The sequence below is a fragment of the Ulvibacterium sp. genome, from assembly GCF_965228935.1.
Lineage (GTDB): Bacteria > Bacteroidota > Bacteroidia > Flavobacteriales > Flavobacteriaceae > Ulvibacterium.
This window is the reverse complement of the sequence record NZ_OZ245846.1, coordinates 1,347,708-1,364,970: the sequence shown is the minus strand read 5'-3', so window position 1 is coordinate 1,364,970 and position 17,263 is coordinate 1,347,708. Positions and strand designations below refer to the sequence as shown.

The window sequence follows — 17,263 nt, the reverse complement described above, 5'->3', positions numbered from 1 at the left end:
TTACCCATTGTAATCAGGGTCGCATTGTTCATTCAGTCCGTAGGCTTTTTATGGGGTTGACGATAGCCGCCTTAATACTTTGATAACTCACCGTTAGGACAGCTATTCCTACTGCTAAAAAAGCGGCCAAGCCAAAAACCCACCAACCAATTTCTATGCGATAGGAAAAGTCTTCCAACCATTTATTCATGGCAAACCATCCAATAGGCAGTGACACCAATATTGAGATGGCCACCAATCTTAGAAAGTCGATAGAAAGCCTATAGGCTATTTGACTTACACTGGCACCCAATACCTTTCGTATTCCTATTTCCTTTGTCCGTTTTGCAGCGTTGAAAGCGGCCAACCCAAAAAGGCCCAAGCAAGCAATAACAATGGAGAGGACGGTAAATACCATAAAAATGCTACCTAATCGCCGCTCCGCTTGGTAAGTGGCATTAAAGGCATCGTCCATAAAACGGAAATTGAAAATTTGACCAGGGGCCATTTTATTCCATAAGGTCTCAATCCCCGCCAGGGTATTCGAAAAATCGCCCGCTCTTAATTTTATCGCCATCGATCCGGGCGAATTTCCCAATAGCAAGCACAAGCCTCCGATATCTTCCCGTAACGATTCGAAATGGAAATCTTTAATCACTCCAATTACCGTAAAGAAAGACGGGTTCTCCTCATCCAACTCGTTGGAGATTCGCATCCCCAGGGCCTCTTCCGGGCTGACCCCTAAAATACGTGCCGCCGATTCATTCAAGACCATTGCCGTTGAATCCGTTGCAAACTGCCGGTTAAAATTTCGGCCTGTTATCAGTTCCATATTCAAGGTAGGTACATAATCATAGTCTACCTGCCATCTCTGTATGTTAATGGTGTTTTCCTGTTCCTTGGATCCTTCCACAAAAAAGGAGGAGTTGCTCCGAAAGGAAGGGGTGGGTAAAAATCCACTTACCGATACACTCTGAACCTGTGCCAATTGTTCCACTTCTTCCTTTAAGGATGCAATCTGATCTCCCACGGCAAACAAATCCTCAATAATCAATACCTGATCTTTGGAAAAACCAAGATCCTTGTTTTGAATGAACTTTAATTGCTGGTACACGACCAAGGTACTTATGATCAAAAAAACCGAAATGGCAAATTGAAGAACTACCAAGGTATTCCTGGTCTTTCCTCCACTTACACTACCAGCTCCATTTCCCTTTAACACCTTTACCGGAATAAACTTTGACATGAAAAAGGCGGGATAGCTACCTGAAAGCAGGCTTAATAGAACAGTGGCCAAAAACAGGGTCAGCCAAAACATAGGCTTGTCAAAAGGTATGGCAATGGTCTTGTTGGAAAGTTCGTTGAAATAGGGTGTTACCACCCAAGCCAAGACCAAGGCCAAAGCCAATGAAATGAATGAAATAAGGCCCGATTCAGTAAGAAATTGTCTTATCAGTTCATGTTTATTGGAGCCTAGCGTTTTTCGTATTCCCACTTCCTTGGCCCGTTTAAGGGAGTGGGCCGTAGAAAGGTTCATGAAATTGACACTTGCCAAAATGATGAGAAAAAGGGCGATAAAAGAAAGTATGTATACGTTCTGAACACTGCTCACCGGTGCCAGCTCACTATCGGCATCAGAATATAGATGAATGTCGGTCAAGGCAATGGTCTTATATCGCAAATAATTGCCTGAAGCCTCAAAGGATTCCTTGGTAATGCCCGGAAAAACGTTCTGGACAAAAGGAATCAAATACGTTTCGAACATGGATTGAAGCGGTTCCTGGAAATCCTGGATATCGGCTCCCTTAATCAGTTTAACAAAGGTGAAGTAGTTGTGGCTGCCCCAATCGCCCATCTGACCATCATCGAATCCCGCCATAGCCATAAAAACGCTGTGGTTCCTCAAAAAAGAGTTTTTGGGTAAATCATCCATGACCCCGGTCACGGTATAGGTATCGGTATTGTTCAGCAAAAGGCGCTGGCCCAGCGCATCCTTAACGCCAAAATGTTTCTCGGCCGCCGTTTTGGTCAATACCAAAGTATTGGGTTGGGTCAAAGCAGTCTTTGGGTCGCCAACGAGCAACTCTATCCCGAACATCTTAAAAAAGGTAGAATCCACAAACGTACCCCCCAACTCTTTGGTATTGGACTCCGTACCAGTCCTTCGGATAAGTTGGCTTCCCCCATTTCGAAACCTCACGGTATTCTCTACCTGTGCGAAATCCCGTTGCATAGCGGCGGCCATAGGTTCCGAGACTTCGGCGGATTTCTGTGCGGCTCCCCCAAATTTAATGTCGGCATCTATGCGATAGATCCGATCGGCATCGGCAAACATGGCGTCATGACTTAACTCATCGTAAATGTATAAGGATATCAGTAGGCCTCCGGCCATACCGATCGCCAACCCAAAAGTGTTCAGAAAAGTGAAAAAGGGTTGTTTTTTAAGGTTCCTCCAAGCGATTTTTAGATAGTTCCTAAACATGGTTCTCTTTTTTTTGGTTTAGACCTTTCAGGTCTTGATTCTGTTACTCCGTTCGTAAACTCTTTACGGGATCGGCATTGGCGGCCTTCAAACTTTGAAAGCTTACCGTGGACAAGGCTATAAACAGAACCGAAAATCCTGCCAGGCCGAACATCCACCATCGGATTTCAATACGGAAGGCGAATTCCTGCAACCATTCGTTCATAGCATACCACGATATGGGTATGGCAAGAACAAAAGCGATACAGACCAATTTTATAAAATCCTGGGAAAGCATATTGACCAACCGAAGCGCACTGGCCCCTAAAACTTTTCGAATACCAATTTCCTTGAAGCGCTGCTCGGTCATAAAAGAGGATAGGCCATATAGCCCTAAACAGGAAATAAAAATGGCCAACAGGGCAAAAACATTGAATATAGTGCCCATCTGTTGTTCTCCCTTATACTGTGCGTTCAAATTGGTATCCACAAAATTGTAGGTCAAGGGATAGGCCGGATTTAAGTCTCCATAAATTCCTTCCAATGCAGCTATGGTATTTTCGGTACTTTCCGGAGCCGTCCTAACTACGGTCAGAGAACCCGTTTTTCTGTGTCGAACAATCAAGGGTTCTATGGCATATTGAAGCGGCTTGTAATTAAAGTCCTTTACCACGCCGATAATCGTCCCTTTGTCTTCTCTAAAGGTCAACGCTTTGCCTACGGCATTTTCCACATCCATTCCCATTATTTTAGCAGCGGTCTCGTTAATCAGGTAGTCATGGTTATCCGATGAGGTCTTTGAAAATCCTCTCCCTTCCAAAAGGGTCATTTGAAAGACATCCAAGAAATTTTCATCGGCGTTAATATGTGGAAAAAGCACTTGGGAATTGGGATCCTTGCCCTCCCAATAGATATCAAAATTGCCGGTGGTTAGATTGGTGGGTAGGTCGGAAATTATGGAAAAATCACTGGTCAATGTGTTTTGTTCCAAAGCTGTTTTCAAAGCCTCCTGTTTGCCCCATAGCTCACCTTCCATGGGAATATAAATCAAGTTGGACTTGTCATATCCCAAGTTCTTGTTCCGGATAAAATTCAATTGGGTATAAATTACCGTTGTACCGATGAGCAATAAAATGGAAATAACAAATTGGGAAATTACCAACCCGTTTCTAAAGAAAAGATTGGAGCCGGACAGCTTCATTCTTCCCTTTAAAACCTTTATGGGTCTAAAACCTGAAAGGAACAGTGCGGGATAACTTCCTGAAATGAGGCCGGTAATCAGTGCTATCGCCATCAGCCCAATCCAGATATTGGCATCGCCCAAATACAATTCCAGTTGTTTTTGCGCCAAATTATTAAAGGCGGGCAATGCCAAATACACCATTCCAACAGCAAGAATCAAGGAAAGGAAGGCTATCATCAACGATTCCCCTAAAAATTGGAATACCAATTGATTACGGCCCGCCCCGATCACTTTTCGTAAGCCTACCTCTTTGGCCCTTCGGGAGGATCGTGCCGTGGCCAAGTTCATATAGTTAATGCAGGCAACGATCAAGATGATAAAGGCCACTACAAAGAAGATGTTTACATATTGAATGTTCCCATGGCCAGGGACATCGATCTGTAGATTTGAATGCAAATGGATGTCCGTCAGGGGCTGCAGGTTAAACGTAATCTCAAATTCCGTCATCCTTTCGGCGTAAATCCGGTTGATTTTTTCAATGGCCGTGGAAAGATCCTCTTCCGAAGTAATTGCTCCTTTTCCAAATTGGAAGTACCCATAAAAATTAAACGCATCCCATACCTTGTTGATCAAATCGTAATTGGTCTTGGCATGGTAGGTCATGGGCAGAATGGCATTGAACTGTAGATGTGAATTGGAGGGGACGTCCGCCATTACCCCACTAACGGTAAACGTATTGGTATTGTTGATCTTAATGGTCTGGCCCAATGCCCTTTCGGCACCAAAAAACTTCCGGGCCGTAGTCTCGGTAAGCAAGATTCCGTCCGGTCTGGAAAGTGCGGTTTTTGGATTCCCTTCGATCAAGGGAAAAGTGAATACCTCCAAAAAGTTGGTGTCCGCGAAAAAGACGAAATCCTCCTTGAATTTTTGGCCATCTACTTCGAAAAGTTCCTCAAAGGGATGGCTTAGTCTTAGACTGGATTCTATTTCAGGCATCAGTTGTGGAAGTTCCTCAACCATTCCTGCAGCGCTTACTGCCGCCTTGAAATCTTCGTTGGCCATAGCCGTAAGCCTGTAGATCTGATCTGCATTGGCATGAAAGGTATCATAACTGGATTCGTGCCGTACCCAAAGGAGAATAAGGATACTACAGGCCATCCCGATGGCAAGCCCGCTCATGTTTAAAAGGGAATACCATTTCTGTTGTATGAAATTCCTCCACGCGATCTTTAGATAGTTCCTAAACATAGTTCCTAATTTTTGGTTTAGACCCGTCAGGTTTTGAAAACCTGACGGGTATCGTCTCCAGGTTAATTTCCGTTCTCATTCTTTTATCATTCGGTACGTAAACTTTTTACCGGGGGTGTCAAAGCGGCCCCAACGGATTGGTAACTAATGGTCACCATGGCAATGATCAATGCAATAACCGTAGCCCCTAAGAACACTTCCCAACCCATGTTGGTCTTATAGGTAAAATCCTCCAGCCAACGGCTCATCATATACCAACCAATAGGTAATGCCACCAATATGGAAATCCCCACCAGTTTTAAATAATTAATACTTAATAGCTTATAAATATTCTGGAAGGATGCTCCCAGTACCATACGGATACTGATTTCTTTCTTTCGTTGTTCCACCATGAACGCGGAGAGTGCAAAAAGACCCAAACAGGCCACAAAAATGGCCAGAATGGCAAAGGCCAGAAAAATGGTTCGGATACGACTTACATTGCTGTACATTTTAGCAAAGGAGTCGTTCATAAAGGCATAGCGAAAGGCCATATTGGGCATAAATTCCCGCCACTTGCCTTCAATAGCGGACAAAAGCGCGGGCATATCCCCGGTATCCGCCTTTACCGAAACAATGGATGGACTGATTCCCCTGAAAAAGCACAAGGGTTGTATCTCCTGTTTCATGGTATTGAAATTGAAGTTTTCCACTACTCCTATAACTTCATACAATTGGCCGAACCTGGATATTCGTTTCCCAACGGGATTTTCCAGGTTCAATTTCTCCACCATGGTCTGATTGATGATGGTTGCCTCATCGTCCGAGCTACGCTCTTCCAAAAAATTACGTCCTTTCACCAGTTTCATCCCTAAGGTCTCCAAATAGTCCTCATCAATGACCCAGGCCTGTCCACCAACGGTCTCATCCAGTTGTTCCCTGCCCTCGTTTAGAAAAGGGTTACCATTCCTCTTGGTCCCCTCAATAGGTAAGTAATCACTGATACTGACGCTGCTTACCCCCTTCAAGTTTTTAAGTTCATCCTTAAAGGTCCCTACCCTATCGTTCAACATATTGGTGCCGTACAATTGTATCACCTGCTCTTTTTCAAACCCGATCTTGGAGTTCAGGATAAAATCCATCTGCTGGTTTACAATCAGTGTCCCCACTATGAGGATAATTGAGATGGTAAACTGGAACACGACCAAACCGCTCCGAAGTCCACTGGTTTTTTTACTTTGGCCCATCATCCCTTTAAGCACCTTGGCCGGATTGAACCTGGACAAATAGAAGGAGGGGTAGAGGCCGGCCAAAGTACCCACTAAAAAGGCTGCCGCCAAAACCAAAGGAATAAAGACGGGGCTATCCCAGGGAAGGGTCAAGGCCTTGCCGGACATTTCCCTAAATAGGGGCATCAACAACCCAGACAATACAATGCCAATAACAAATGCAATTATGGTAATGAGAATGGATTCCGTCAAAAATTGCCCCACCAGATACCTGCGGGACGATCCTACCGCTTTCCGCACCCCTACTTCCTTGGCCCTACTAACGGATTTGGCCGTGGATAGATTCACAAAATTGATACTGGCGATAATCAGGATAAAAAGGGCGATGATACCAAAAATCCAAATAATCTTGACATCGTTGCGATAACTGGATTCAAAATCGATTTGTGCTGAATATAGGTTGATGTCCGTCAACTTTTGTAAGGACATACTCAATTGATCCTCCAAGGTTTCCCCCATTACAAATCCCGCAGCCAAAAAGGCAGGCTTCATATAGGTATGGATGAGCGTATTGGACATCTTTTCTTCAAAAGCGGCCACCTCCGTATCCGGTCGTAAAACCAAGTAGGTGAAGTAATTGTTTTGAAACCATCGGGTCTGCTCCCCTTCACCAAATTCTACCCCCTCCAGGGTAATAAAGAAATCATAATCCAGATGGGAATTGCTTGGAAAATCCTTCATAACCCCATTGATCCTAAAGGGGTCTTCATTGTTTCCATTCAAATACATGACCTGGCCTACGGGATTTTCCGTATTGAAGTGTTTATAGGCCATCGTTTCGGAAATTACAATGGTCTTGGGTTCCGAAAGTGCCGTGGATGCATCGCCATGAACCATGGGAATACCCATGATGTCCAATATGGATTGATCGGCGTAGGCAAAGCCTTCTTCATGATGTTGCATGGATTTGCCCTCAATACGGATCTCATTGCTTCCGGCGCCATAGAACAGGCCGTTTGCCATGAGTCTTCCGGAATTCTCCACCTCGGCAAAATCCTCTAAAACGGTGGATGCCGTATTGGCGGAAAAATGAACTCCGGTCTCCACCCGACCGTCTATCAAGTAATTGCCGATCATTCGGTATACGTTCCCCGAATTGGGTACCTGTTTATCATAACCGACCTCATGAAGAATGTAGATGGAAATCAGGATACAGGCCGCCACGCCTATACTAAGTCCTACGATATTAATAAAGGTAAACCCTTTGTTCTTCAACAGGTTTCGCCAAGCTATTTTTAAATAATTCTTTATCATGATTTTTCGATTTTTTGATTGATATCCATTTTTATTCCGAGCGTAATGAATTAGCAGGATTGGCCCTTGCCACCCTAAACGATTGCGAACTGATGGTCAAAAACGCCACCCCAAATGCTATAAGACCCGTTAGGGCAAAAATCCACCAAGAAAGGTCTATTTTGTAGGCAAAGCCCTCCAACCAACCGTCCATTACAAGCCATCCAATAGGCGCGGCAATCAAAAAAGAAAAGCCAACAAGCCTTAAAATATCCTTGGAAAACAAATTGATAATCGTCGTAGTTGATGCGCCCAATACTTTCCGCACGGCTATCTCCTTAACCCGTTGTTGCGCGGAGAACATGGCAAGCCCCAATAGTCCCAGACATGAAATTATAATGGCGAAAACCGAAAAGATATTGGATAATTTGGCAACCACCTGCTCGCTTTTGTATAGCGCTTGATATTCGCTATCGGCAAACTGATAATCAAAAGGACGCAGAGGATTTATTTTTGCATACAATGTCCTTAATTGGGCCAAGGCCTCCTTGGTCTTACCCGGCTTGGTCCGAATTAGGATAAACCCGAAATTGAGATTTTCCTTTACATCTACGATAACCGGCTTTATTCTTTGGTGTAGGGAAGCGGTATGATAATCCTCCAAAATGCCAATAATACGCCCTTTTTTGTCCCAGGCCGAAACCCATTTTCCCAAGGGATCGGTGATTCCCATTTGCCGGACAGCTTCCCGATTCACCATAAAAGCATCCGTGGAATCCGAAGCAATCTTTTTTGAAAACCCCCGGCCATCCGCAACTTTTAAGTCCATAATGCTTAGAAAATCAAACCCTACGGATTTGGGCATAAATCCAACGGAAACTCCCTCGCCCTTACCTTCCCAATCAATAGGATCCGCCACTTCAAATTCCATGGCATGTGGGGCTTCACTACTGCGATCTACCAAGGCCACCCCGGGCAATCTGGAGGCCTCATCCTTGAATACCGCATATTTTTCGGCATTGGCCAATGTTCCTTCAATACGGATGTATATCAAGTTCTCCCGATTGTATCCCAAATTGGAATGCTGAACAAAATCCGTTTGACGTGAAACGACCATAGCAGCTATCAATAGCAAAATGGAGAGCCCAAATTGGAAAATGGTCAGTCCCTTTCTTAGCCATTCCGAAGAACCCGTGAACCTAAATGTTCCTTTCAATACCTGTACAGGTTTCAATGAAGACAGAAAAAGTGCGGGATAGCTCCCAGCAAAAAAGCCGGTAAAGACAATTAAGCCCAGTACGATCATCCAATAGTAAACATTATGGAACGGCAAGGCAATTTCCTTCCCCGTAAAGGAATTTACCAACGGGAGCAGTAATCCTGCTAAGATCACCGAAACAACAACGGCAAAGAACGAAAGTAAGATCGATTCCAATATAAACTGGCCAATCAAATGTCCCTTTAGGGATCCCACTGCTTTCCTTACCCCGACTTCCTTGGCCCGCTTTACCGATCTGGCCGTAGCAAGGTTCATATAGTTGATACAGGCAATAATCAAAATGAAGATGGCTACCCCGGCAAAAAGTTTGATGTATTCCATACGCCCATCGACCGGCTTGCCATTTTCAAAACGTCCTTTGAGGTATTTGTCCTTAAAGGGCTGTAGATGGGCTTCCATCCGAATAGGGTTATTGGGATCCAACCGGGTTTGTAGATAGGTATTGATGTTTTGCTCCACCTGATAAGGGTCTGCCGTATTTGAAATTTGAACCGTTGAAAGTACATTATGGGAGGCAACAAGGATTCCCAATTTGGCATAGGATTCCCAATCGATCAAAAAGTCAAAGGAAAGGGAACTTTTTGTTGTTACGTCCTCAAAAACGGCCGTGACCCTAAGATCCAGGTAGTTTTCATACCGCATTGTTTTACCCACGGCATTTTGTGGCCCATCAAAAAATAGTTCCGCCATTTTTCTGGAAATGGCAATGGTATTTATTTCACCTAAAGGCATAGAAGTATCGCCTGCAATAATGGGATAATTGAACATTTCAAAAAAGTCCTTTCCGGCCCTTGCCCCTTCCATTTTATACATTCTATCCCCAACCTCAAATGTTTCCGGATATCCCCAGGGAAGCTCATAGCCCGTCACATAGAAATTGGAACGTTCTATACCGTCAATGCCTTGTTGCATCCCCTCCAAGAGGGGAAAATAGCGTTGTTGTTCCGCATCGTAATTTGTAGGTGTTGCATAGGTTCCATCTGTTTTGCTCTCGGAAACCACCGTATAGTACACATTATAGAGCGTATCGGAGTTGCCGTGAAAACCATCCATTGCCTTTTCGTCCTGTATCCATAAAAAAATCAGGAGAAAGCTTACCATTCCCAATACAAGGCCCGAGAGATTTATGATTGAAAACGCCTTGTCCCTAATGATGTTCCTAAACCCAACTATAAAATAATTCCTTAACATAAATATTCATTTTCGATGCTATAATGTTTCGCTTAATGTCACTCCATCCGTAGGCTCTTTACGGGATTGGTATTGGCAGCCTTTATGGCCTGAAAACTTACTGTAATGACCGTGATAAACAGGGCCCCGAAAATCGCCGCCGCAAATATCATCCAGGACAGATCGATCCTATAAGTATAATTTTGCAACCATCCGTGCATGATATAAAAGGCTATGGGTACAGCGACCGCACATGCTATGAGGACCAGGGCCAAAAAGTCCTTGGAAAGCATTTTCCAAAGGCCAAATACGGAAGCACCCAATACCTTACGTACCCCTATTTCCTTGGTTCGCCGTTCGGCCACAAAAGCAGTTAGCCCAAAAAGTCCCAAGCAACTGATGAAAATGGCCAAAACCGTGAAGACGCCGGCCAAACTGGCCACACGCTCCTCCGATTGGAACTTGATGGCATATTGATTGTCCACAAACTGGTAGTCGAAAGGGGTTTTGGGAAAGTGCTCCTTAAATACGCCTTCTATCCTAGCAAGATTTTCCTCGGTACTCTTTTGTGGATTCAGCCGAAGATTGTAGAAATTGGTTATGCCGTATTTATCGAACGCATAGACCCCCTGTCTTACCGGCTCAAAAGGAGATTGTACGATCATATCCTCGATTACCCCGACAATTTGCAGAGGAGGGCCGGGATTCTCGCTATCCGATTCCCTCAGGAATTTGCCGACCGGATCGGTAAGGCCCATATATTTCATAGCTGCCCTGTTGATAAGGACGGCATTGGAGTCCGTTGGAAATTCCGTGGAGAAATCCCTTCCCATGATTATCTCCAGGCCAAGGGACTTGGCATATTGTGGGGACACGAAGGTCCAGGCTAAACTTACTTGAAAATCGTCCGGTTTTCCATCCCAGGTATAATTGCCCGTATTGGACCATATTTCGGTGGTAGGGGCGCTGGCGGTTGACATTTCGGTTATGGCACCCGATGCCAGGAATTCAGTTCGAACAAGATCTCTCTTTTCCGAGAATTCTTGTCCCGCGGCAGGAATCTGTATAAGCCCTTCCTTAGCATACCCAACAGGCCTGTCCTTTACAAAACGAATCTGCTGCAGTACTACAAGGGTACCGATGATAAATGCCGCCGAGGCCGTAAATTGCACTACCACCAAAACCTTTCTGGGCAGCACCGAAAGCCGTCCGACCTTGAGCGTACCTTTTAAAGCCTCAACGGGCCTAAAGGAAGACAGATATAAAGCCGGATAGCTCCCCGATAGCAGTGCCGTGATACTAATGAATAGCAGGGAAGCCATCCAAAACAACGGGCTTTTCCATGGGAAATGTACCTCTTTGCCCGACAGTTGGTTAAATCCGTCCAGGAAGACCAAAACCAAGATAACCGCCAAACAGAAGGCCAACAGGGTTACCAAAAAGGATTCCCCAAGAAATTGATGTACCAAATGACGCCTGTTGGAGCCTATCGTTTTTCGAAGCCCCACTTCTTTGGCCCTTTTTTCGGACCGTGCCGTACTGAGGTTCATAAAATTGATGCAAGCCAGCACCAGCACCAAAATCCCTATGAAACCGAATAGCTTAACGTAGGTAATCCGACCACCTACCTGACGACCTTCTTCAAAATTCCCCCGTAAATACCAATCCTTCATAGGAAAAAGGAAGAGTTGCGGATTGCTTTGGGCCTCGGGAAGTTGATCTTTTTTGGCATCCTTGATGGTAGCGGTTACCTCATCCATGTTCATATTATCCGCAATTTGCACGAACATCTGAAACGAGTTGTTGTTCCAATTATCCCTGGCCTTGGCAACCCATTCGCGCCATGCCAAATACCTTTCCCAGGGCATCAAAAATTGAAGGCCATGGAACGAATTGTTAAACGGTATATCCTCATACACCCCGGTTACCGTTGCGTCAATTTCGTTATTAACCCGGACAACCTTTCCTATAGGGTCTTCCGATCCAAAAAGAGCTTGGGAGGTGGATTCGTCCAACATCAAGCCATCAATGTCCTGAAGGCCATTTCTCTGGCCGTTCACCATTTTGAAATCCAACATATCCGTGATACCGGCCTGCATACAATTCCCCATACGGGAAATGATTTTGTTATTGTATTCCAAGCTCTGTTTCCATTCCCACGAGGCCATCACAATATGTTTAAAATGGTCTCCATATTGTTCCCGGAGCACAAACTCCAACGGCCTGGGAACGGCATTCCCGGTATCTATACTTCCGTTTCTTGTCCTGTTCTGATAAACTTGGGCAATCTGGTCCTTGTTCCCATAGTAATGGTCACGGGTCAATTCGTCCGCTACCCAAAGCCCGATCATTAGGGCCACGGCCATTCCTATGGCCAATCCACCCACATTGATAATCGAATAAACTCTATTCTTCCATAGATTCCGCCAAGCGATTTTTAAATAGTTCTTAAACATGATGCGTGTTATTGATTGATGAACAAATTCTTTCCTTTCTTTTGATCTAGACCTGCCAGGTTTTGTACACCTGACAGGTCTCCATTCCATTATTCCGTTCGCAAGCTTTTTACCGGATTCGCCATGGCAGCACCTATGGCCTGAAAACTGACCGTAAACAGTGCAATGGCTATCGCCAAAATTCCTGCTATGGCAAATACCGCCCAACCGATGTCAATATGGAAGGCAAAACCTTCCAACCAACTGGACATCACCCAATAGGCCAATGGAAAGGCGATGACAAGGGCCACCAGAACCAGTTTTAAAAAATCCTTCGAGAGCATTTGGGCAATCCCCAAGACGCTTGCACCCAATACTTTTCGTATCCCTACTTCCTTTTTACGCTGTTCTGCCGTAAAGGCGGCCAAACCAAAAAGGCCCATGGCGGCTACAAATATGGCCAACAAACAAAAGGCGATGCTCACATTTGCCGCTCGTTTCTCGCGTATATAGAGTTGTTCCAGATTCTGATCCAAAAAGGAATAGTTAAAATCGAGGTTCGGAGCGACTTTTGCAAAGGTTGTCTTGAAATCGGACAGCGTCTTTTGAAGATCTTTCGTGTTGAACCTGACCAACATATAGGATTTTCCCTCATTCCTAACATTATTGTGAAAAGCATAGGCCCCAATGGGTTCGTGCAGGGAGGCAAAGTTGAAATCATCGACCACCCCAACAATTATAGCGGGCCTATTGTGGAAAATAATTGCTTGTTGGCCAATGGCTTCTTCAGGGGAAAAACCCAAATAATCCACGGCTTTTTTGTTCAGTACCACTTCCACAAGAGTGTCACCCTCGGTTTTGTGCATGGGCAATCCTTGGCCCGCCAAGAACTTCATTTGCAAGACATCGGTAATCGTTGCATCGGAAACATTGGCCTGGATGCCTAATCCCTTTATATAGGATGCATTCTTGAACAGTGAGTACCCGCTGACACGAATTCCCGGATAGCCCTGTGCCATGGCCACGTTGGATACCTCTGCCTTGTTTTTGAATTCTTGGGTCATGGTGGTTCTGTTTTCGGCACGCATTCCCTTTGTGGAAATGACCATTATATTGTCAGAATCAAACCCAAGGTTTTTGTTTTGGATGAATCGGGTCTGTTGGTAGATGACCAAAACCCCCACGATCAAGGCTGCTGATGCCGCAAACTGTAAAACGACCAATCCCTTGCGGACAAAGGCATTCCCCTTTTCGTGTTTTAAGGAAGGGGACAGTACTTCCCTTGGCAAAAATTTGGAGAGGTACAGTGATGGATAGATTCCCGAAACTAAAGTGGTGACCAACCAAATGCCTAAAATGGCCGCTACAAAGGGGCCACTCATTAAAAGGTGCCACGATAGGTTTTGGTTAGTAAGGGCGTTGAAACCGGGTAACACCAAAATAGTCAACACCACGCCCAAAAGGATGGAAATGGCGGTCAGCAATGCCGTTTCCAGATAGAACCGTAGCACCAAGGATTGGGACAAGGCCCCCAAGGTTTTGTTGATGCCCACTTCCTTGGAACGCTTTTGTGATCGTGCAGTGGTCAGGTTCATATAGTTCATACAGGCAATCAACAGGATAAGGATGGCCAAATAGCCGAGGTTACGGACTTCATTGATATCCCCAATCCGTGAGGCGAAGGAATTGCCGAGCGAAGCGGAATATAGGTGTACTTCTGATAAAGGCTGTAACGACAAACTATACCATTGGTCCTCTTTTTCAACATTATCGTCCAATAGTTTCCCCATTTGTGCCACAGTGGCTTCCACAGTCGCCTTTTTCTTTAAAAGGCAATAGGTCTCAAAACTAGCGCTAGACCAGGTCTTTCTATCATAGAACCAATGGCCATTGCTACTGGCCAGGACATTGGCATCCAAGGTGCTGTTGTTGGGAAAATCGACATAAACACCCGTGACCTCCAACGCTCTTCGGTTGTCCACAAGAATGGTTTTCCCGATGGGGTCTTGGTCGTTAAAGTACTTTTTTGCCGCTGATTCGGAGAGGATGACCGTATTGGGCCTGTCCAGTGCGCTTTTGGCATCGCCCTTCACCAGTCGGATGTCAAAAATGGACAACAGCTCCTTATCCACCCAATAGAACATTGGCTCGGTAAAGTTTTGCTCGTTCGCACGAACCGATGCCGTTTTGCCAAAATCGTTTTTGTAGACCCTGGCGGCTGTTTCCACGTTAGTCACGTTTTCCTTTAGGGCCGAAGCCATAACAGGTGCCGAAGTGGCCCAGACCTCATTATCGAATTGTGTATCGGTCTTTGTCAAAACCCGATAGATACGGTCCTTTTTAGGGTACATACTATCAAAGCTGAACTCGTTCGAGATAAACAGGAACAGCAAAAGGGTAATGGAAAGCCCTATGGAAAGCCCTAAAATGTTTATGGCCGAAAAGAGTTTGTTGGTTTTAAGGTTCCGCCAAGCGATTTTTAAATAGTTCCTAAACATAATCTTTCGTTTTTGACCCTTCAACTTACTTCGACTTCGCTCAGTAAAAGTCGCTCATAGCGAGTTGATGATTTATTATTCATTTCTCAACACCTCAACAGGGTTGGTGGTCGCGGCTTTAAGGCTTTGCCACCCTACAGTGATAAAAGCAATAGTCAAGGCAGTACTTCCTGCCAGGACAAACACCCACCAGCTAATCGTTGTTTTATAGGCAAAACCTTCCAACCACTTGGTCATCATCCACCATCCTATGGGAATGGCGATAACAATGGCAATCAATACAAGTTTTATGAAGCCAGAAGTAAGCAAATTCACTATTCCTACCACAGAGGAACCCAATACTTTACGTATGCCTATTTCATTAAGTCTTTGTGTTGCCGTAAAGGCGGTTATTCCCAGCAACCCAAGACAGGCGATAACAATGGCGATAATCGAAAAATATTGGAAAAGTGCGCTGATCAGTACCTCTCTTTCATACAATTGTTCAAATGCTTCATCCAAAAAGAAATACTCAAAGGGCCTGCCTGGGGCATATGCTTTCAATTGTGCCTCAACCTCGCTGATTGTGGAGGATATATCGGCACCTGACAGTTGGATCAAAATATTGTCCAAAAAATAGCTTTCTGGCGAAACAGTTAGAATTAAGGGTTGAATCTTATCATGCAAGGACTGTATATGAAAGTTTTTTACGATCCCTATTAAGCGTCCCTCCTTGGTAGTCGAAGAGGAAATGCCTTTCATGGCCAATTTGACGTTTTCCAAATCCTCAATTCCAAACTTTAGGGCCGCAGCCTCATTCATGACATAGGCCATAGTGGAATCGGTGCCATATTCCTTTGAAAACCCCCTTCCCTTAACAAGGGTCATATCCAGTGTATTCATGATACTCTCTTCTACAAGGAGGGTATTTGCATTGGCCTTGGTAACCTGACCATTACTATTTACCGTAGTTTCAAAGTCATAAAAGCCCTTTTCCCATGGAAAGTTAGAAATAGCGGAAACTTCCTTTACTCCGTTCAAACGAAGGATTTGGTTTTTTACGGCACTGAATCTGTTCTGAATAGCGGCATCGCGAACGGGAACCACCAAAACCTGATCTTGCTGAATTCCCAAATTCTTGTCCCGTATGTAGTGCATCTGGGATTGCATGATGACCGTGGAAATAATCAGCGTTACGGCAACCACAAATTGAAAGACCAACAGGGCAGATTGAATGTAAGAGGACTTTTTTCCTCTGAATAAGGACGTTCCCCTCCCTTTCAAAAAGGCCATTAGCCTATATTTGGAAATAACCATCAGGGGCGCAAAAGAGACCAATACACTTATTAGCAACAACAGTCCACATAAATAAAGGATTACCCCATTTTTGAAAACTGAAAGTAGGTTCAATTGGGTTTTCATCAATAAATTGAACCCGGGAAGAAACAACGCTCCCCAAATAAATGCCAATACCAGTGAGGCAAAAAGAAAAGCCAGGCTTTCCAACAATAAATGTTTCCCAATACTGCCATTATCTGCCCCAAGAACCTTCCGGATTCCCAAGGTTTTCAGATGTAATACTATTTTAGTGAGAAAAAGATTCACAAAATTGAATGCAGCGACAAGCAGTATTACAATGCCAACCGCTATGAACAGGTAAAGCACGTTTCGGTCTATGGAAGGCTGTAACTCATTTTCCAAACTGGAAAAGTGCACATCGGTCACATTCTGAAGGGAATGGGAACGTTTGTCCGCCACATGGTCCGGCAGGAATTGCTTTTCAACACTTTTAACATACTGGGTAGCTTCTTCGACCGCAACTTGCGTATTGAGTTTTGCAAAACTATATACAGGAGGATAGTACCATGTGCGGTTTGGGTCGGCTATCCAAGGCCCCCATATTGCTTCAGCTGCCGCCATAGGGACTATAAAATCGAACTTCAAGCTGGATTGTTCGGGAAGGTCTGCAAGTATGCCAGCTACCTTGAACGTATAGTCTTGTTCCACATGGAGCACTTTGCCCAATGCCTCATTTTCACCAAAGTATTTTTTTGCGACGGATTTCGTAATCAATATGTTGTCCGGTGCTTCGAGTGCAGTTGCCCTGTCCCCTTGGATGAGGGGAAAGGAAAAGACTTCCAGAAAGGTAGGATCCGCATAAAAAAAACGCGGCTCTTGAAAAACATTCAGTTTTTTGTCATCGCTTACGCTAACGCTTTGCGGCAGTAAGCGTGCCGTTTTCGCAATTGAGGAAAACTGGGATTCCAACAAGGGGGCATATGGCAAAAAGGAATTCGCAAAATTTCTGATTGTCCCATTTTCTGTAGTCTCATGGGTGGTAATTCTGTAGATTTTATCAGCATCCTTATGAAACCTATCGTAGTTGAGTTCGTTGTCGACAAATAAAAAGATAATCAAACAACTGGCTATCGCCACAGAAAGCCCAAAAAGGTTGATCGAAGTGTTTAATCGATCCCTGACAGCCCTACGAAAAATGGTTTTCAGATAGTTTTTGAACATGGTCGTATGT

At 44.6% G+C, this 17,263-nt stretch carries 7 protein-coding genes; all 7 read right to left on the bottom strand.

Translation table 11 applies throughout. The features are described from left to right. Nucleotides 1–28 precede the first annotated feature (28 nt). Entirely contained in the window at nucleotides 29–2,461 is a 2,433-nt protein-coding gene (locus tag ACO06Y_RS05730) for an ABC transporter permease (protein WP_422082869.1), read from the bottom strand. A 43-nt stretch (nucleotides 2,462–2,504) separates the two neighbouring features. Beyond that, nucleotides 2,505–4,871 (bottom strand): ABC transporter permease, encoded by a 2,367-nt coding sequence (locus tag ACO06Y_RS05725; RefSeq protein WP_422082868.1) that lies wholly within the window; start codon nucleotides 4,869–4,871, stop codon nucleotides 2,505–2,507. Between the two features lie 86 nt (nucleotides 4,872–4,957). Then, entirely contained in the window at nucleotides 4,958–7,393 is a 2,436-nt protein-coding gene (locus tag ACO06Y_RS05720) for an ABC transporter permease (RefSeq protein WP_422082867.1), read from the bottom strand. A gap of 31 nt (nucleotides 7,394–7,424) precedes the next feature. Continuing rightward, on the bottom strand, nucleotides 7,425–9,842 hold the full coding sequence (locus tag ACO06Y_RS05715) for an ABC transporter permease (protein WP_422082866.1): 2,418 nt from the start codon (nucleotides 9,840–9,842) through the stop codon (nucleotides 7,425–7,427). 38 nt (nucleotides 9,843–9,880) lie between these two features. Then, complete coding sequence (locus ACO06Y_RS05710) at nucleotides 9,881–12,277, bottom strand: ABC transporter permease (RefSeq protein ID WP_422082865.1); 2,397 nt, start codon at nucleotides 12,275–12,277, stop codon at nucleotides 9,881–9,883. An 89-nt stretch (nucleotides 12,278–12,366) separates the two neighbouring features. Continuing rightward, complete coding sequence (locus ACO06Y_RS05705) at nucleotides 12,367–14,754, bottom strand: ABC transporter permease (RefSeq protein ID WP_422082864.1); 2,388 nt, start codon at nucleotides 14,752–14,754, stop codon at nucleotides 12,367–12,369. 75 nt (nucleotides 14,755–14,829) lie between these two features. Beyond that, a complete protein-coding gene (locus ACO06Y_RS05700; protein WP_422082863.1) occupies nucleotides 14,830–17,253 on the bottom strand; it encodes an ABC transporter permease in 2,424 nt (807 codons plus the stop codon). Nucleotides 17,254–17,263 lie beyond the last annotated feature (10 nt).

Bases quoted from the DNA above. Each gene is read 5' to 3' on its own strand.
- ACO06Y_RS05720 (WP_422082867.1), bottom strand. From the start codon at position 7,393: ATGATAAAGAATTATTTAAAAATAGCTTGGCGAAACCTGTTGAAGAAC.
- ACO06Y_RS05705 (WP_422082864.1), bottom strand. From the start codon at position 14,754: ATGTTTAGGAACTATTTAAAAATCGCTTGGCGGAACCTTAAAACCAAC.
- ACO06Y_RS05700 (WP_422082863.1), bottom strand. From the start codon at position 17,253: ATGTTCAAAAACTATCTGAAAACCATTTTTCGTAGGGCTGTCAGGGAT.
- ACO06Y_RS05715 (WP_422082866.1), bottom strand. From the start codon at position 9,842: ATGTTAAGGAATTATTTTATAGTTGGGTTTAGGAACATCATTAGGGAC.
- ACO06Y_RS05730 (WP_422082869.1), bottom strand. From the start codon at position 2,461: ATGTTTAGGAACTATCTAAAAATCGCTTGGAGGAACCTTAAAAAACAA.
- ACO06Y_RS05710 (WP_422082865.1), bottom strand. From the start codon at position 12,277: ATGTTTAAGAACTATTTAAAAATCGCTTGGCGGAATCTATGGAAGAAT.
- ACO06Y_RS05725 (WP_422082868.1), bottom strand. From the start codon at position 4,871: ATGTTTAGGAACTATCTAAAGATCGCGTGGAGGAATTTCATACAACAG.